This is a genomic window from Desulfobulbaceae bacterium (assembly GCA_013792005.1).
Lineage (GTDB): Bacteria > Desulfobacterota > Desulfobulbia > Desulfobulbales > VMSU01 > VMSU01.
The window spans coordinates 1-18,850 of record VMSU01000121.1; the positions used below are offsets into that span (position 1 = coordinate 1).

At 51.6% G+C, this 18,850-nt stretch carries 15 protein-coding genes; 13 read left to right on the forward strand and 2 right to left on the reverse strand.

The window, feature by feature from the left end; all coding sequences use genetic code 11:
* The 9 genes from FP815_07020 to FP815_07060 form a co-directional block, all read left to right on the forward strand.
* Positions 1–441 (forward strand): hypothetical protein (locus FP815_07020; protein ID MBA3014692.1); only part of this gene is annotated, 441 nt, incomplete at its 5' end.
* Positions 442–727: 286 nt separating this feature from the next.
* Positions 728–2,935: a TonB-dependent receptor gene (locus FP815_07025; protein MBA3014693.1), complete on the forward strand. Its 2,208-nt coding sequence runs from the start codon at positions 728–730 to the stop codon at positions 2,933–2,935.
* Positions 2,936–3,076: 141 nt separating this feature from the next.
* The gene (locus FP815_07030; protein ID MBA3014694.1) at positions 3,077–3,901 is read left to right on the forward strand and encodes a citrate synthase; all 825 of its coding nucleotides are present in this window, start codon (positions 3,077–3,079) and stop codon (positions 3,899–3,901) included.
* Entirely contained in the window at positions 3,873–4,721 is an 849-nt protein-coding gene (locus FP815_07035) for a hypothetical protein (GenBank protein MBA3014695.1), read from the forward strand. The genes FP815_07030 and FP815_07035 overlap by 29 nt, the downstream gene beginning before the upstream one ends.
* Positions 4,718–5,521 (forward strand): SDR family oxidoreductase, encoded by an 804-nt coding sequence (locus FP815_07040; GenBank protein MBA3014696.1) that lies wholly within the window; start codon positions 4,718–4,720, stop codon positions 5,519–5,521. The genes FP815_07035 and FP815_07040 overlap by 4 nt, the downstream gene beginning before the upstream one ends.
* Before the next feature lie 164 nt (positions 5,522–5,685).
* Complete coding sequence (locus FP815_07045; GenBank protein MBA3014697.1) at positions 5,686–7,386, forward strand: thiamine pyrophosphate-binding protein; 1,701 nt, start codon at positions 5,686–5,688, stop codon at positions 7,384–7,386.
* A 153-nt stretch (positions 7,387–7,539) separates the two neighbouring features.
* Positions 7,540–8,643 carry a sulfotransferase gene (locus FP815_07050; protein MBA3014698.1) on the forward strand — a complete coding sequence of 368 codons (1,104 nt, stop codon included), beginning with the start codon at positions 7,540–7,542 and terminating at the stop codon, positions 8,641–8,643.
* A gap of 220 nt (positions 8,644–8,863) precedes the next feature.
* The gene (locus FP815_07055) at positions 8,864–10,633 is read left to right on the forward strand and encodes a HAMP domain-containing protein (protein MBA3014699.1); all 1,770 of its coding nucleotides are present in this window, start codon (positions 8,864–8,866) and stop codon (positions 10,631–10,633) included.
* Positions 10,634–11,025: 392 nt separating this feature from the next.
* Complete coding sequence (locus FP815_07060) at positions 11,026–12,735, forward strand: response regulator (protein MBA3014700.1); 1,710 nt, start codon at positions 11,026–11,028, stop codon at positions 12,733–12,735.
* A gap of 7 nt (positions 12,736–12,742) precedes the next feature.
* Here FP815_07060 and FP815_07065 read toward each other — a convergent pair whose 3' ends face one another.
* Positions 12,743–14,629 (reverse strand): hypothetical protein, encoded by a 1,887-nt coding sequence (locus tag FP815_07065; GenBank protein MBA3014701.1) that lies wholly within the window; start codon positions 14,627–14,629, stop codon positions 12,743–12,745.
* A 184-nt stretch (positions 14,630–14,813) separates the two neighbouring features.
* Between FP815_07065 and FP815_07070 the strand changes: the two genes are divergently transcribed.
* From FP815_07070 to FP815_07080, 3 genes are read left to right on the forward strand one after another with little or no spacing between them, the layout of a single operon-like run.
* Positions 14,814–15,284 (forward strand): cytochrome C, encoded by a 471-nt coding sequence (locus FP815_07070; protein ID MBA3014702.1) that lies wholly within the window; start codon positions 14,814–14,816, stop codon positions 15,282–15,284.
* Positions 15,284–16,054 carry a 4Fe-4S dicluster domain-containing protein gene (locus FP815_07075; GenBank protein ID MBA3014703.1) on the forward strand — a complete coding sequence of 257 codons (771 nt, stop codon included), beginning with the start codon at positions 15,284–15,286 and terminating at the stop codon, positions 16,052–16,054. Before FP815_07070 ends, FP815_07075 begins: the two co-directional genes overlap by 1 nt.
* Before the next feature lie 19 nt (positions 16,055–16,073).
* Positions 16,074–17,306, forward strand: a complete 1,233-nt coding sequence (locus FP815_07080; GenBank protein MBA3014704.1) for an oxidoreductase — start codon at positions 16,074–16,076, stop codon at positions 17,304–17,306.
* A 227-nt stretch (positions 17,307–17,533) separates the two neighbouring features.
* Here the strand turns inward: FP815_07080 and FP815_07085 are convergent, their stop codons facing one another.
* Positions 17,534–18,478, reverse strand: coding sequence for an RluA family pseudouridine synthase (locus FP815_07085; protein MBA3014705.1), 945 nt, complete (start codon positions 18,476–18,478; stop codon positions 17,534–17,536).
* A 101-nt stretch (positions 18,479–18,579) separates the two neighbouring features.
* Here FP815_07085 and FP815_07090 point away from each other — a divergent pair, with 101 nt between their 5' ends.
* Entirely contained in the window at positions 18,580–18,780 is a 201-nt protein-coding gene (locus tag FP815_07090; protein MBA3014706.1) for a cold-shock protein, read from the forward strand.
* The last annotated feature ends 70 nt before the right edge of the window (positions 18,781–18,850 follow it).

Below are 18,850 nucleotides of genomic sequence, written 5' to 3' on the forward strand. Positions count from 1 at the left end.
AAAAAAGATGCCGCCCTGCTAGGATTAGAACTGGTGACCGAACCCATTAATAATTCCGAAGACTTCCAACTCGGATTCAAAAAGCTTTCCGGCAAGATTGATGCCTTCTGGGTACTGAATGACCCTATTATTTACACCTTAAACAATATGGACTGGCTTGAAAACCGCTGCCTCAGGGAAAAACTCCTCTGCGTTGGTCAAAGCAAGAACCTGGCTATAAAGGGAATGGTCCTGACTGTCAACCCTGACAATAACCAGATCGCAGCCCAAGCCTCAGCAATAACCAAGAATATCCTGTCCCACACCCAAAAGACCAGCAACCTGGAAGTCATGGCTCCGCTCGGCACCCAATTGCTGGTCAACCGCAAAACCGCTCAGCACATCGGACTTACCCTCTCCCCCCAGGCCCTGAGCATCGCCACCTCTGTTATAGATCAATAACAATCCTCACGTGTCACTCTCCTGCAATGCGGGCCTCCCACTCACAGTGGGGCAGAGAAAGTTGCAAACGCGTCAGACATTGCGTCTCTTACGATCATCAAGTCGTCACAAGTGCAATCAATTCACTTTATCCTGGCTATTTGTAACAGAAAAAAACCAGCTCAAAAGCATCACAGAGCTACTTGACTGAATTTACTTCACTTTACAAAAAAATCAGTTTGACTTCACCTTTCACTTTCCACTATTCTTTAGTAAACGATCAGATTTCCACCAAGTCCCTGCCTGAATGTTCACACAATGTGACAAACGCTATCAAGAGGCCTTCACAATGAACAACAAACGAGCGATCACCATCGCGGCTCTTTCTTTCTTGTCCTGCGGAACCATGGCCATGGCCGGATCAACAACAAACAACACCAGCGATCAAGAGGCCAAAGCCTTCCTCTCAATGTTCGGCCAAGGGCCTCAGGAAGAGGATGTCTACAGGACCGACCGGCTACTGCTCACTGCGACAGGATCTCTGAAACCGGTCCACCTGGCGCCGTCGGTGGCCTCGGTAATCACCAAAGAGGACATCGAAGCCATGGGCGCCACCACCCTGGACGAGGTGTTGGAGACCGTGCCGGGGCTGCATGTCGAGTCCTCGGGGTTGCAGTATTTCTCTTCCATCTGGTCGATCCGCGGCATCCACACCAGCATAAACCCTCAGACCTTGCTGCTGATCAACGGAGTGCCCTTCACCTTCAACTTTATCGGTGGGCGGTATCAAACCTTCAAGATGCCCACGGCGATGATCTCGCGAGTCGAGGTGGTGCGAGGGCCAGGCTCTGCCCTGCACGGCGCCGACGCCTTCAGCGGCACCATCAACGTTATCACCAAGGACAACTTCGAGATCGACGGCACCAAGGCCGGGGTGCGCTACGGCTCGTTTAACACCGTTGACACCTGGGTCCAACAGGGCGGCCAATACGGCGGCTGGGACCTGGCCTTGGGGGTAGAGTGGCAAAAGACTTCAGGCGACCACGACCGGATCATTGACCGGGACCGGATGCATGCCTTTCCACCAGCGCTGGGACTGGCCGCCTACTCCAAGGCCCCCGGTCCGCTGGACACCTCCTACGAGATCCTGGACACCCACCTGAACCTGCGCCGGGGCGACTGGAACCTCCACCTCTACGGCACCCTGGAGGACAGTAGCGCCGGCGCGGGAGGCGCCCAGGCGATAACCGACGGCAACGATGCAGACACTAAGTCCCTACTGGCCGACCTGAGCTACTCCAACGACCATAGCCTGGAAGACTGGACCCTGGGGGGACGGCTCTCCTACTCCTATATCAAGCAGGACTCCTTTCTCCAATACTATCCACCAGCCACGTACCCTGCCATCCCGGCCCTCGCTTTCCTCAATATGCTGGGCGAACCGATCCAAACCAGCACCGACGGCGGCATTGAGACCAACGCCCTGTACAAAGGATTCAAAGACCACCAGGTTCGTTTAGGCCTCGGGATGAAAAACTACAACTTCGACCGCGATCAGTACAAGAACTTCCTCTTTACTTATGCCCCTCCACCCAACCCAGCCATTGCCATTGTCCCCTGGTTCCAGGTCACCGACCCAAGCCTGATTTATATCGACCAGGCCAGCCGCACCCTGTGGTACGCCCTGATCCAGGACGAATGGCAACTGGCCCCGCGTTGGACCCTTACCGGCGGCGTCCGTCACGACGAGTACTCCGACTTCGGCTCCACCGTCAACCCCAGAGCGGCCCTGGTGTGGGAGACCCGCTACAACCTGACCACCAAACTGATGTACGGCACCGCCTTCCGAGCCCCATCTTTCAGCGAACAATTCGCCAAGAACAACCCAGTCACCGTCGGCAATGCCAACCTCACACCGGAGGAGATCGAAACCGAGGAGCTGGCCTTCGATTACCAGCCGAGCAAGGACCTGCGCCTGATCTTAAGCCTGTTTACCTATAAGGCCACCGAAATTATTGAAATAACACCAGCCGTTCCCATTTCTCAATTCACCAACTACGGAACCATAAGGGGCAAGGGCTTCGAGGTGGAAGCCGAGTGGCAGCTTGCTTCAAGCCTTATGCTACGCACCAACTTCGCCTACCAGCGGTCGAAAAACACCACGATAGACTCGCTGGTCGCCGATGCGCCGGAGATGCAGTTTTATCTGGCCCCGCACTGGGAGTTCCTGCCGGAATGGTCCTTGGACGGCCAATTCACCTGGGTTGGCGATCGCCCACGGGCCAAGGGTGACCCCAGACCTGAAATCAACACGTATGAACTGGTCAACCTCACCCTGCGCCGCACCAATATCGCCAAACACTGGGATGTGGCGCTGGCGGTACGCAACCTCTTTGACGAGAATGCCCGTATTCCCAGCCCTTACGCTCCGGGAGCGACAGATGGCGCCTATATCCCCAATGACTACCCGATGGCAACCAGAGCAGTATGGGCCGAGGTCAGTTGCCATTTTTGAATCGCGGAATGGGCTCAACTCCACGCACCATAACCAAAACCAGGAAGGCCTGATTTTTCTCGCAAACAGACCCCTGCAAGAGAAGAACCCTTTCTTTTTTTAATTGTTAATCGAATCAATCAGCACACCCAGAGACTCTCTATGCCTCAAGCCAAAACCGACGTCACCAAAAGAAACATTGATTTCGCCACCCGGACTGCTACCAAGATATGGAAAGAAGAGCCATCGGCGCACAATCCCTATCTGGCGGAAGAGTGCCTCTGTCACGGCTACAGCCTGATCGAATTAATGGAAGGCCGGAGTTTCGTTGACACCCTATTCCTTCTCTTTCAAGGAGAACTCCCCTCCCCCGATCACGCAAGATTGCTGGAAATGACGTTGGTCGCCTTCTGCAACCCCGGCCCTCGGCACCCGGCCACCAGGGCGGCGATGAACGCAGGCGTTGGCAAAACCTCTCCGGCTCACCTCCTTCCCATCGGACTCAACGTCCTCAGCGGCTCACACCTGGGAGGTCAAGAAGTAGAAGAGGCGATTCGTTTTTTACGGAAACACGCCGGGGACTTGCCGAATGAAATCGCCTTGGCCCTGCTGGCCCCCAACCGACCAGAAAACGGTGATTTCCACCTGGCTCCAGGCTTTGGCAGCCGATTTGGCGGGATAGACCCAATGCCAAAAAAAGTGGCGGATATTCTGACTGCCCACCATTCGTCAGGAGCAGCCCTGCAATGGGGGAAGGCCTTTGCCGAGACGATCCGCCCGGATAACATGGGATGGCTCAGCACCGGGGTGGTTGCCGCCGTGTTATGCGACCTCGGCTTTCACCCTCAGGCCGGGGCAGGAATGTTCCAACTGATTTGCGCACCAGGGATCCTGGCCCACGGCTTGGAACTCGCCAATAAACCGATCAGCGCCATGCCATTTCTAGACGAGGAACACTATGTCATTGAGCATAACACACCACGATAACACCGCATTCTGGGACAACCGCCGCGGTGTGATCCGTACCCGGATCGGCGGCTGGATCCCGGGCAGAGCCGTTTACTGCCATGGGTACGACATGATGGAAGACCTGGTCGGCAAGGTCTCCTACTTCCAGGTACTGATGCTCAACGCTACGGGCCGGCTCCCGGATCGACGACTCGCCGACTGGATGGAGGCTTACTTTATCGGTAACAGTTATCCGGATGCACGCATTTGGTGTAATCAAATCGGAAGTCTGGCCGGAACCATGCACACTTCTCCGCTTACCGCCACAAGCGCCGGCATCCTGGCCTCGGATTCAAAAATGTATGGACCGGGGACAGTAATGGCAGGTGTAAACTTCTTTGTCGAGGCCCTGGCAAAAAAAATGAACGGCCTGTCGGCTGAAGAAATTGTCACCGACCAACAGAGGCACCCTAAGGCCAAACCTGTGATCATCGGCTACGCTCGCCCAATTGCCAACGGAGATGAAAGGATCGCCACCCTGGATCTCTTAGCAAAAAAATTAGGGTTTGAGCGGGGAGAACATCTGACCCTGGCATTTGAAATCGAGCAGGTAATATATAATAAAACCAAAGAACGCATGAACCTTCTTGCTTATGTCCTGCCCTTTCTCTGCGACCAAGGCTATACTGCCCGAGAAATCTATCGCCTCTTAAGCGCCCTCGTCTATGCCGGTGTCGTCGCCTGTTATGGCGAGGCAGCTGACCAGCCGGGAGAAGCATTCTTCCCCCTGCAGTGCAATGATATCTACTATCAAGGTAAACCCTTACGAAAGATACCTGAAAAAAAGTGCCTCTCATGAACCTCCTCACCAACAAGACCGCAATCATCACTGGCAGTTCTACAGGTATCGGCAAGGGAATAGCAGTCCTCTTTGCCCAACTTGGAGCCCACGTTATCGTTACCAGTCGAACCATGGCACATGCTGCGCAAGTAGCAGACCAAATCCTGGCCGATGGCGGAAAGGCTACCCCGTGTGCCTTCAATCTTGAGCATCCAGAGGCTATCCCCGACCTGCTGTCCACCGCGTTAACCACCACAAGTCGAATTGACATCTTAGTTAACAACGCCTTAAGTCGACCGTCAATACCTTCGGGCGCACTCCAGGACATGGCCTCCAGCCAGTTGCAAAGAGGCGTTACAGTTAACCTCACAAATGTCCTGGCACTAACTGCTGCAGCCTATCCCCATCTCAAGAAATCAGCTGGAGTTATCATAAATATCGGCTCGGCGGTAATCAACCGGCATACGGTAGGCGTCCCCTTGTACACCATCCTGAAAGGGGCACTAGCCCAAACGACCAAGGTCTTGGCCGCCGAGTGGGCCGAGTCTAGAATCCGGGTTAATCAAATCAATCCCGGCTTCGTTCGTACTGACTCTATAATGACTCGGCAAACCAACGAAAACGCTCGCATGATAGTCGATCACTTCGAAAAACTCCACCCGCTTGGCCGGGTAGGCGAAGTTAAGGATATCGCCACCCTTACCGCCTTCCTGGCTTCAAATGAGGCGAACTGGATCACAGGAGCTGTCATCGATATCGACGGCGGTTTCTCCATACAAGGTGCTAATTTTCCACAGCACAACAACCAAAGTAAATAATTTCCACCTTTAACCCTAAAATGCCTCTCTCCTGCCTTGTTGCAGCGAGCTAAATGCCCTCAAATCGATGAATCCATTCCTCTTCCGAGCGGCACATACTGCCCGGACAACCTCACGCGTTGGCGATGGACCAACAAGAATGAATTCTACATGGGAGATAGAGTATGAACGTAGCAGAAATGATCGTGACAGCGCTAAGCATGGTCAAAGTAAAATACATCTTTGGCATTCCCGGCGGGGCAATCGAGGATCTCAATACCGCCATCTTCTTCAATGACCGGATCCAAGCCATAGTCACCAAACACGAAGAGGGCGCGGCCTTTATGGCCGACGGGTATGCCAGGGTCTCCGGCGAACTAGGTGTGTGCTGCGCCACATCGGGTCCTGGAGCCTCCAACCTGATTACCGGTCTAGCCTCGGCCTATGCCGATTCAATCCCGGTTCTGGCTCTCACCGGTCAAGTATCCACCTCAGTTTTCGGCAAAGGGGCGCTCCAAGAATCGGGGGCCGAAGGTGTCAACATGGTTTCCATCTTCAAAACCTTTACCAAATATTCCGGCATGCTGATCACCGAGGATCGGGCCCAGTATATGATCCAAAAGGCCGTCCGCCTCGCCACCACCGGGCCTACCGGGCCGGTGCATCTCAATTTGCCCATCAATCTGATGAAAAAAGAGGCCCCCGAAAAACTCGCCTTTGTTCTCAGGTCCAACGTCCGCCTCTTTGACTGCGAAGCGATCAAGAGAGCGGCGGAAAAACTGGTTACCGCCAAACACCCGGTGATCATCGCCGGCTGGGGTGTCGGTCTCTCCAAGGCTGCCTACGAACTTAAGGAACTGGCCCAAATCCTCAATATTCCGGTGGCCACCTCGCCCAAAGGTAAATCAGTGTTCCCGGAATCCCACGAACTGGCCTTAGGTGTCTTGGGTTTTGCCGGTAATCCGGTGGCCAAAGAGTATGTGATTGAGCAGGATGTCGATGTCATGCTGGCGGTAGGCACCAGCTTCAACGAGATGATGACCGGTGGATGGAGCGATTGCCTGAAACCAAAGAGTTGCATGATTCACATCGACGTCAACCCGGAGAACATCGGCAAAAATTACGACGTCTGCATCGGCCTGATCGGCGACGCCCGGGTTAACCTCAAGGAACTCTGCAAGGCGGTGGTAGATGTCAGGTCGAACATGGGCCTAAGACGCCCTGAACTAGATAAGGAAGTGGGTACGCTCAAAGCAAAACACGCCAAGGACGATCCTCAACCAATAACCAGAGACGGCCTTTACCACCCCCGACATCTGGTTGAGGACATCCAGGCACACTGCCCTGAAGACACAATCTACTTTGCTGACATGGGTTCCATTATGGCCTGGGCCACACGCTACATGAACCTTGATTTCCCCTACTCTTACATGATGGGAATGGGATTTGGATCCATGGGATATGCTGTGGCCGCTCCTGTAGGCGCAAAGCTCGCCCGTCCGGACCGCCCGGTAGTGGCCATGGTCGGAGACGGCAGCTTCCAGATGAACGGATTCGAGGTCGCCACTGCGGTCAATTACGATATCCCCGTGGTTTGGATCGTCTTTAACAACGCCATGCTCGGCATGGTCTATCATGGCCGCAAGCTGTTCAAAAACCCGATACCTGAAGGCCTAGGCTCCCACTTCAAACGAGTAGATTTCGCCAAGGTGGCCGAAGGATTAGGGGCGCGCGGAATACGACTCGACACCCCACGGGGTCTCACCAAGGAGCTGATGGATGATGTCTTTGCCTGCGGACGACCGACAGTGATTGATGTAATCATCGACGAAGAGGCGGTGCCGCCAATCCACAGCCGAATCAAATCGGTTGAAAAATCAAGTTAAGCCGTTATCACAAAATAATGTCGTCATCTAATTAGTTAAAACGGCATCCCCCCACAAGGGGGGACTGAACTAAGTAAAGAGCCGTAACGTGATAAGCAAAAAGGAGGAAATTATTTCGTGACGGTTCCTAACCAAAAACACAAGGCAACAACAATGTTTGTTATATACTTTCGCACCGTGCTGGTGAGTTGGAAGATTTATGGTCCAGGGAAGGTCTTCTTTTCCGTGTTGCTTGGAGAACCACTCCTCCGCTGTTTTCACGCTGCCACCCTCTGGCTTGACCGGATCTTTTTCCCCGGCTACCTGAGGATGGAGGTAAAAAGACCGGTATTCATCATCGGCCACCCCCGAAGCGGCACCACCTTTCTCCATCATCTGCTGACCAAATGCGACCAGGCGGCTGCTTTCCCATGCTGGCACATTTTATTTCCAGCGCTGACCGGTCGAGTCCTGGTCGGTCCCTTGATCCGCCGGCTGATCAATTCGGGTAAGGCTGAAGTGATGCCGGAATGGACCGGTCACGCCATGGCTCTTGACAAGGTAGAGGAGGAGGAGATGCTCTTTCTCCACAACTTCGACACCCAGTTTGTAACCGCTGGGTTACTGGGCTTCGATGAGCGGGAGTATCCGGAATTACACTTTCACGATCTCCAGCCACAACAGCGAAGATTTCGCTCCATGCGTTTTCTTAACGGATTGTTTCAACGCCAGATCCACAGCACCGGCAAGAGTCAAATCATTGCTCAAACCCATTTTTCCACCCACCGCCTCAAAACAATGTTGGAGTTCTACCCGGATGCAAAGTTTATATACATTATTCGCAACCCCCACCATGTTGTGCCCTCCTTTCTCTCGCTGCTCCACAACAGCATCGAGTTCCGTTGGGGACTGAGTAAAATCCCAAAAACGATGCTTGATCGGTATAACCAGAGGCGTTACCAGGCGATTATTGATCTCTATACGTATTTCCATGACCTCCAGACTCAAGGAGAAATTCCCGCTGACCGGGTCATGGTGCTGCCCTACGAACTGCTTCGTAACGATCTGGAAACCGCCTTCAACCGAATCATTGATTTCACTGGCATTCGGGCAAATGACTCGTTAAGAGAGTTTGTCACCAAAAGAGCGTCCACCCAACAACAATATCAGAGAAAGCACAAAGTCAAGGACCTTAAAGAATTCGGCCTAAGTCACGCTCAGATCAACAAGGACTTTGCCTTTGTCTTTACCGCCTACGATTTCCCCGAAGACTCATAGAACAAAAAAATCTCCACGCCCAAAGGGACTCGGAAATTACCAAGAGGAAAAGACACATATCTGTCCAACAATAACTTGGCGATATCGTGGCTTTTCCCCTTGCCTTTCCCCCCATCAATCCGCTACCTTTATTATATAGGAAAAGGGTGCGAACCTTCTCACCACCTCGGTAACAACGCCACCAACCCAGGCTGCACACAACAATCAAACAAATACCTCCATGTGGAAACGCCCCTCCATAAGCACCTACCTCATCACCATGAATATGCTGCTGCTCGGCCTGCTTTTTCCGGCCTTCAGCTTCCTGTTCATGAAGGAGATAACCCACCTCCGCGATACCCAGCTTGAACGCAACATCAATACTATTCGCCAGTCCCTGACCACAAGTATGACCTCCATGGTGCGTAGCACCGCGTTAAGCGCCAATGAGGCAGTGGCCGGATACAATTTCACCTTCCTGCAAAATCTGCTGGCCGAGGTCTCACTCGATGATCAGGAAATTAAGTCATGCATGATTATCGACCAACACCAGATGATTGTCGCCCACAGCGACAAAACCCAAATCGGCAGCGCCTTAACCCGCGCCGCAGACAAAAGGATCTCCACTCTATTAACCTCGAAATTTCCACCATCGATACAGTCAAACATGACCAGCTCAAAAGCAGAACTCAAGGCAGAAATTATCTGGCCAGACAAGGAAGAGGCGGATGGTGTGATGACAGCGGCATTCCCCATCTACCTCAGCAATGCTTTATGGGGCATCATCCGCTGCGACCACTCCACGACAACAGTCAATCAGCAGATTACCCAGGCAAAGGAAGAGTGGGCCATCCAACTGCATCAGGCAAAAAACTACTTCATAGGACTACTGGTCTTCTTTCTCGGCGCTGGTTTTGTCATTGCCATCCTCTTAACCCGATCTTTCGTACGTTCAACCCAAATACTGCACACCGGCGTCCAGCAGGTGGCAATGGGAGATCTCGACATGGAAATCTCCATCCAGGGAGTGGTCTGTGAAGAGTTTCTCGACCTGATCTTCTCTTTCAACTCCATGACCGAAAGGCTGAAGGATAGTCAAAGAAAACTGGAAGACTACTCCCGCTCACTGGAAGATAAAGTCTTGGAACGAACCCAAGCTCTGCATGAAACCCAACAGATCTTGGTCCAACAAGCACACGAAGCAGGGCTTGCCGAGATGGCGGTCGGTGTTCTCCATAATATCGGCAATGCCATTACCCCGGCTAAAGTTGCGACCACAGTGCTCAGCAATCAGCTCACCGCCAGCCCCTTGCGCCACAGGCTGGAGCAAGCGCTGACGCCGCTGCGCGATTACCTGAATGGCAGCCGAGAACTCTCTCCTCAGGAACGGCAAAAATTCGCCACCCTCCTCCACCACCTACCTACCAGCCTGATAGAAGAGTACGACAGGACAATCCGAGAGCTTAAAGATATCCAAGACAAGCATCATCATATCGAAACTATCATCAAACTGCAGATGCGCTACGCCAAGGTGAAGGAATATACCGAACTCGTCGATATTTCGCGTCTGGCACAGGACGCTATCAAAATCATAGCGGACGCCATTACCAAACGGCACATCACCCTGATGCTTGACATCCAAGAGACTCCGCTGATCCGGACAGAGGAATCAAAGATCCTGCAAGTCATGGTCAATCTGATCAAAAACTCTTATGAAGCCATGGACACAACCGATGTCTCAACCCGCGAATTGACTGTTTTCACCGGGGTCTGCCCCAGCAAACCAGACTGGGTGCTGTTCTCGGTCAAGGATACTGGCTGCGGTTTCACAGCAGAGGAAAAACTCCAGCTTTTCAATTACGGATACTCCACCAAGCAACGAGGAAGCGGCTTTGGCCTGCACTCCTGCGCCAACACCATTATCGCCAATCACGGCATCATTGAGGCGACAAGCGCAGGCCCCGGCAAGGGGGCGGAATTCAGCATCCTCCTGCCCATCACAGCTGAATAAACGGGGACCGCGTCATAATCTTCTAGCGGCTGCATACGTAACTGCTCAGGTTGTCGGTTTACGGTTGACAGTTGACGGTGATTGGGTTCTGCCAATGGCTGAGGACACTCTGACATTGAGTATCATGCGATGATTTATGACAAACCATAATTCTTTTAACCGTAAACCGATAACTGATTACCGTTAACCTGTGTAGTTGCCTGCATACTCTCATTGGGGTATAAGCTCTTCCTTTTCTATTGATCACATCTCTCTACAACAAACCCTAACAAGACAAAAACAGCTCCAGCCAGCAACAAAAGTCTGTACAACGGCAACACTTCGATGATATTATTAAACCCTTATCGTCACATACTAAAATCCCTACCCCACAATCGTGTTTCAAGGGTACCATGACACAGAATCAAACTAATCCTGAGCGAATCCTGATCATCGACGATGATCAGGCTATATGGAAATCATACCGTCAGGTTCTCTGCCCGACCACCCCTGAACCAGATTCATCGTTGGCAAAGATCAACGAAATTCTACTCGGCGGCGGGACACAAGGAAACGACTCCAATTTTGTCCTCTCCTTTGCCAATCAAGGACAAGATGGATACCAAATGGTTGCCGACTCCAAGGAGCAAAACCCCTTCGCCTTGGCTTTTGTTGATATCAGGATGCCTCCAGGCTGGGACGGGATGGAGACCGCAGTAAAAATCCGCCAACTCGATCCTGACATTGAGCTGGTAATCGTCACTGCATACTCCGACCGGTCGATGGAGGAGATCGTCCGTGCTGTGGGTTCCCCTGACAAGCTTCTCTTCCTGCACAAGCCCTTTGATCCGGATGAACTCAAGCAGATAACCCGTTCAATGACCAGCAAGTGGCGAATGGCCAGAATGGAAGAACAGCAACGCCACGCACGGGAACGTATCGAGGAACAGCTGCATCAGGCCCAAAAGATGGAGGCGATAGGTACCCTGGCCGGTGGCATTGCCCATGATTTTAACAATATCCTCTCTGCTATCATGGGCTACACCGATCTTGCCCTGATGCGGATAAAGGGAACGCATCCGGAGGTTGAATCAGATCTGGAACAGGTCCGTAAGGCATCCATCCGAGCCACCGACTTGGTCAGGCAGATCCTGACCTTCAGTCGCCGCCAGACCAGAGAAAAATCCCCACTGCTTATTTCCGTGATCATCAAAGAAGCGATGAAGTTGCTTCGCGCCTCAATCCCCACCACCATCGATATCCGTGAAGAGATCAGTTCCCAGGCAACAATCCTGGCTGATGCCACCCAATTACATCAGCTGGTCATGAACCTCTGCACCAACGCCTATCACGCCATGGCTGACTATAGCGGAGTACTGACGGTCACACTCCATGACACAACCCTTGCTGAGGGGGAGATCATCGTCAACAATACGCCAATTGCCGCCGGTAACTATGTAACGCTCAGCATCAAAGATACCGGAACCGGCATCCCCCACTCGGTCATTGCCAACATTTTTGATCCATATTTCACCACCAAGGAAAAAGGGAAGGGTACCGGCATGGGACTTGCCGTGGTCAAAGGAATTGTCGACAGCCACAACGGAGCAATAACCGTGGACAGTGAGCCTGGCCAAGGTTCTATTTTCAAGGTCTATTTACCCGCAAGCACAGCAGGAAGTGGCGCAGAGAAAGTTATTGACGCTTCATTCTCCGTCAAGCTATTATCCACCCGCCACGAACGAATCATGGTGGTCGATGACGAAAGTTCACTCAGAGAATTGGCATATCAATTCCTGACCGCTGCCGGATATCGGGTTGACCTCTTCGCCAACGCCGAAGAGGCATCTAACGCCTTGACCCAAAACCCTCACGCCTGGCACCTGCTGCTGACAGATCTGACCATGCCCGGCATGACTGGAGAGCAATTGGCCATCAAGGCCAAACAAATCAAGCCCGATCTTCCCATCATCATCTGTTCCGGCGACATCCAGTCCTTGACAAACAAAGAGATTGCAGAACTCAACACCTCCACCTGTCTCCAAAAACCTATTGACTCAACCAGCCTGCTCACGGCTGTCGCCGAGTCGCTAAGAGCACGAGACAACAAGTCCTCAGATTGACAGAGGATCAGATCCTTAACCTTTCTTCTGTCTCTGATTGAGACGTACCCTCATCCACACCACCACTGCCGCCTCCTTGCCATTTGCGAAGCACCAATGAACTGGTGGCGGCCACGACACCAAAAGAAAAAACACTCATGACCAGAGGAATTCCACTGGCGCGAAACAGATCAAGAAGAAAGACCTTGACCGCTGCCACCACAACCACCCCACCTGCCACCAAGAGCAGTTCTCGGTTACGTCCCCGCAAACCCACAATCAGCAGCACCACAATTCCACAGTTGACAAGAACACTCTGGACGCATGCAAAGTCTGTGGCCGACCCTGCCAAAGAATCTTGAAAAGCCGCAAACAACAAAAAACGAAGGGCGGCAAACCCCTGAAACAGACCAAGGCAAAGCAGGAAAACCGCCGAAGAATCCTTTCGATCAAACACCTCAAAAAAAGCGCTGTCGTACTGCGGCGGGTGCTGACGGCACCAATGGTAAAGCCAGAGAGTACACCCCGCCATGAGGCCGGCGACAAGAGCGCCGAGAGGCCACAAAACCTCTCCAACCGAGAACGTTGCATGCCGCACAGCAAAGATCAGGACAAAGCCCTGAAAGAGATAGGAGATTACCCGGATGCCACCACTCCGCCACTTGTCGGCCCGCAGGGTGAGAATTGCCGCAGCTACGGTCCACACCGGCAAGGCCCACAGTGGCGGCACTGCAATGGCCAAGCCCTGAATCAATAAAATGGTCGCCGCCACAACAAACTCCTTCCCCCCCGGAATGTCATCCTCGCCTCGACCCGCCAACCAGGCGACCAACCCCAGATAGAGCGCGGACAAAATAACCGTAATGGAACCCACTAACTCCTGCTTTCCCACCCAAGGACTCAACACTGCATTAACCGCAAAAAAACTGCCCCCCGCAACCACTGCCGGCAACACATGATGAAACGCCCCCAGAGTGTGCCCGCAGCTCAGTGTCTGCCATAACGAAGTCCAGGAGTAACAGAGCCAGTAAACAGAGATAAGGATAAGAAAGAGACCAGGCTGCAACTGTGCAACCCTGTCCGGATCAAACTTCAAGGCAAAATTCAATTTATACGCCCAGAGCATCCAGAAAAAGATGGCAAAAAGCAGGGTATACCAGCGAAGCACGGTTGTGATCTTCCGACTTTCTGCGGCATGGGCTGCTATACTGTTCACCAAAATGATCAATCCCATGAGGAAAAACAAAGGGTTGGCATATCCTATGGCGACACCGACAACTGTTGAAGCAAAGACAGAGACATACAGAAGCCCCTTGGATTGACAATAGATTCCAACCATAAGAATAAATATCTCAACAATAAGCAGGATCAGATACCCGGACTGACCAGACATAGACGAAAAATGATTTTGGGTCTCAAAGATAATTGCATACAGGAGCAAAACCCCACAGACGGGAAAAACCGGCGCTAACTGGCTCTTCCGAATATAGAGAAAACACCCAGCGGCGATAAGAGCCACGGCATAGATCATTCCCATCATTGATCCAGTCATTAATCCCACCATGCCATTATCAGTGACAGTTCTGAGGATCAGAGCCGCCACCAGCATGAAACTGATGGCAGCTACCCTTGGCAAAAATACCGTCTGCCCCATATGGGTCCACGAGTCGTCTTCAGACTCCGGTAAAGGCGAAAAACCACCCTGTTGTTCCCATGCACTTTGATAATCCACATACTCCTTCACGACTCTGCCGCCTTCAAAACCGGATGTTTTTAAATGTTCCAGGGCGTCAAGCCGACTGGCCATCATAGCCATCTGTTCCTTAGCGAGCAACAACTCCTCTGCCAGCCAGTTAAGCCGGTCATCGAGTGTCTTCAGCTCCTTAACCATGAGTTCCTCCCATTGCCAGGCCATAGAATCGAAAAATAGCTCCTGGCAATTTATTGCTTGCACATTTCACCGGACCAATTTATCTTGCCCGGTACTCCCACGCAGTGGTACATTTTCATTTCCACAAATGTCTAGGGTTGTCAACTTATAATCATCAACAATAAATGTAAAACATCATTAAATATCCACAAAACAAAGGAGGTGCAGTATGAGAAACCATGCCTGGCGCCCGCTGGTCGTGGCGATTGCCGCCGTTGCTCTGCTACTGTTAGTACGAGCAACTGTGGTCCCGTCTGACTTCGGGGTGAATGGAAGAAATTTCACTTACGGATTTTACAGGAAAGGCAGTGTCGATGACTGGAATGCCTTCAAAGTCAAATACAAAGGCAAGGACTATTGCCGGGACTGCCATGAAAACAAAACCACCGAAAACATGAGTTCACCCCACAAGGTTATCGAGTGCGAAAACTGCCACGGACCAGCCATTGACCATCCGGAAAATCCAGAGAAATTAGACATCGACCGCAGCCGAGAGCTTTGCCTGCGTTGCCATGCAGCCCTCCCCTATCCCCAAAGTCATCGCGCTGAAATGCCCGCCATTGACCCCCATGAGCATAATCCCAAACAGGCCTGCGTCGAATGTCATAATCCGCATAACCCGAATTTGGAGGCCATGTGATGAACGCCAACAGACGAAAATTCTTAAAAAACGCACTTACCGTGGGTGTCGCTTCATCGTTACCACTGTCCGCCTTCAAACTGCTTAACCCCGATGAAGTCAGGGCATCCATCGGCGACGACAACGTTCGTTGGGCCTTCCTGGTTGATATCCAAAAGTGTGTAGGTTGCGGATTCTGCGTCAAAGCCTGCAAACTGGAAAATGAAATCCCCTATGACGCCCCAATTACCAGAACCTGGGTGGAACGATATGTAGTCACCAAGGATGGCAAGTCCCACATCGACACCCCCATGGGTGGAAGGGACGGCTATACCAGCGCCAGAATCCATGACCAAGACATCCCGCCGGAGGAAATCACCAAAGCATTTTTCGTACCCAAGCTCTGTAACCAGTGCCAGAACCCGGCATGCGTTCAGGTCTGCCCGGTAGGGGCCACGTACCAGACCAATGATGGCGTAGTCTTAATCGACCGCTCTTGGTGCATCGGTTGCGGATATTGCATCATGGCCTGCCCCTATGGAGTTCGTTTTTTTCATCCTGTCACCAAAACAGCTGAAAAATGCACCTTCTGCTACCACCGTATCAACCAAGGACTACAGAGCGCCTGTGTCCAAGCCTGTCCGTTCGGGGCCAGACAACTCGGCAACTTGAAGGACCATGACGACCCGGTCACCAAGACCATCATGACTCAACGAGTGTCAATACTGAAAGACGAATATGGCACTAAACCCCAGGTCTACTACATTGGCCTTGACGAGAGAGTGAGGTAAGAAAATGCTAGATGAATTAATTGTGCATGGTCTGGAATGGACCATCAAGGATGGATTTGTATACCCGAATGAGTTTATCTACTGGAGCATTCAGATCGTCATGTACCCTTACATGACAGGTTTGGTGGCCGGGGCCTTCGTCTTGTCGTCTCTTTACCATGTCTTCGGCCAAAAGGACCTCCAGGGAATCGCCCGTTTTTCGCTGGTGTTTTCGCTGGCACTTCTACCGACCGCCATGATGCCGCTGCTTCTCCATCTTCAGCAGCCGCTCAGGGGGCTGAATGTCATGTTCACCCCCCATTTCACCTCAGCCATCGCCGCTTTTGGCATCGTCTTCTCGACCTATGCCATGATTGTTTTGAGTGAAATATGGTTTGTCTACCGGAAATACTTCGTTGAACAAAGCATCGCCATGAAAGGACAACCCGGCTTCGCCAACAACTTTATGCATATCCTCTATTCCATCCTCACCCTTGGGGCGACAAACATGGATGACGCGGCACTAGTCATCGACAAAAAAGGGGTCAAAATCCTGGCTGGAATCGGTATCCCAGTAGCCTGCTTCCTGCACGGCTATGCCGGATTCATCTTTGGATCGGTCAAGGCCAATGCCCTGTGGATGTCACCGCTGATGCCGGTTATCTTCATCATGAGCGCCGTAGTGTCGGGCATTGCCCTCTGTATGCTGACCTATATCATCATTATGGAGTTCAAGAAATTCAAAGCGACACTGGCTCGGGGACGCGGCGACGAAACAGTCAAGGAGTTAGGCGGGGTAGAGATGGACGTAATCAGCAAGACCAGCCGCTATCTGATCGGATTTCTGGTCGCGGCGATCTCTTTGGAGCTATTAGATTTAATCTTCAGAGGCTATACCGCCATGAAGTCATGGGACATCCTGCGTGACGTGATGTTTCACGAAGATTTTGTCAAGATCTTCATTCTACAGTACGGATTAGGCAACCTGCTGCCTTTTTTGTTGCTGATGTTACCCAAACCATCCATCAAACGAATGGTGGTCGCCCTATTACTGGTTCTGTTCGGGGTCTTCATGATGCGGTGGAACGTAGTTATCGGCGGCCAGGCATTTTCCTTGTCCTTTGAAGGCTTCATGCACTACCACCTGCCAATCATTCCCCATAACCTTGAAACATATAAGGAAGGTTTGTTTGGGGCCTTGACCGTGGTAACCACCCCGTTCGTAATTTTCTGGTTGATCAATAAGATTATCCCCTCACTGCAGAAAGTCTGATTTCTCAATACGCTTTTTTCTCTCTCCCCCTGTTTCGGCGCTTCCTGCCGGAATAGGGGGTTTCTATTTTTGTAAACGTTCAGCAGCACCGCATCTGCTTTGTCGTCGGCCTGGTTCGCATACCATATGTATAGCGCGTACAGGCCTCTTTCGCGCATCTGCAGCACTGTGAACGTTTACAGCTCCGGGGTTACCTTGTAGTTTTAGTGCCCCTGGTGAACGGTTACCTATTTTTCAAGCCCCCAAGCCCCCATATCTTTGGGTATAGGAGCTTCTAACCGCACCGGCTCTCCTGTCCAAGGATGAACGAAATACAGACTCTCTGCATGCAAAGCCTGCCGAGGAGAAGGGATCCCGATCCCAACTTGGTCAGACCAGGGACGACTCCGCCACTCGACAAACTCCGCATCAGTCCGACCATACAATTTGTCACCAACTATAGGATGGCCAAGATGGGCAAGATGCACCCGGATCTGGTGAGTACGGCCAGTTTTTGGAAACACACGAACAAGCGTAACATCTCCACGCGTCCCTAAGACCTGATATCTGGTCAATGCATTTTTCGCCTTAACTGCTCGATTATCAGCCGTATAACGATAGGTCACCACACTGTCCGGATCCCGACCGATAGGAGAATCAACAATCCCGCACTCCTGTTTCGGTCTACCGTAAACCACGGCCAGATAGGTCTTCTCCACCTCTTGCTGAGCAAAAAGAGCGCTCAATCTCCCCACATAATCAACATGCCGTGCCACTAGAATAACGCCTGACGTCTCGCGATCCAGACGATGCACCAAACAGGCTGATGGATAGGGCGGACCAACACCATAGCGAAGCTGGTATATTAGATTGTGAGTCAAAGAACGACCCTGATGATGGACCAACAGATTACCAGTCTTATTTACGCATATTATCCATTTATCCTGATACAGTATCTGAATATTCAGGTCAGCTGCCGGCTCAGGAAATTCACTCATGTCCGGCGTAAAGCTCACTGTATCCCCACTCCATATTGGCACATCACCTAAACAGAGTTGGCCATTTATCTCAATACGGCCGGTGACTAACTGCCGGCGCCATTCAGCTTCAAGCAAATAGGTAAAGCGACCGGATAGATACTGCACTAGAAGAAAACCATTAAATTTCTGAGAAACAGTCGATGAAAAATTCATTTTTCCTGTGAAAGATTTATTGCACAATCATTTATTTTGTGTCTATATAAAACTAGGGTGCTAGTTTATTTCCATGCTACATTAATCAGAAGGAGTAGAAAATGCCAGAAGGTACAGTGAAGTGGTTCAATGCGAAAAAAGGTTTTGGCTTCCTTGAGCGTGACAATGGAGATGATGTCTTTGTTCATTTCTCAGCCATTCAAACAGATGGATTCAGGACGTTAAACGAAGGAGATAAAGTCAAATTTGATATTGTTGATGGCGAAAAAGGCCCATCAGCCGCCAATGTCAAACGCGTATAATTAAATCACAAAAGTGTTCCCCATAAAAAAGGCCCACAATCTACATCGCGGGCCTTTTTTATAGATATTT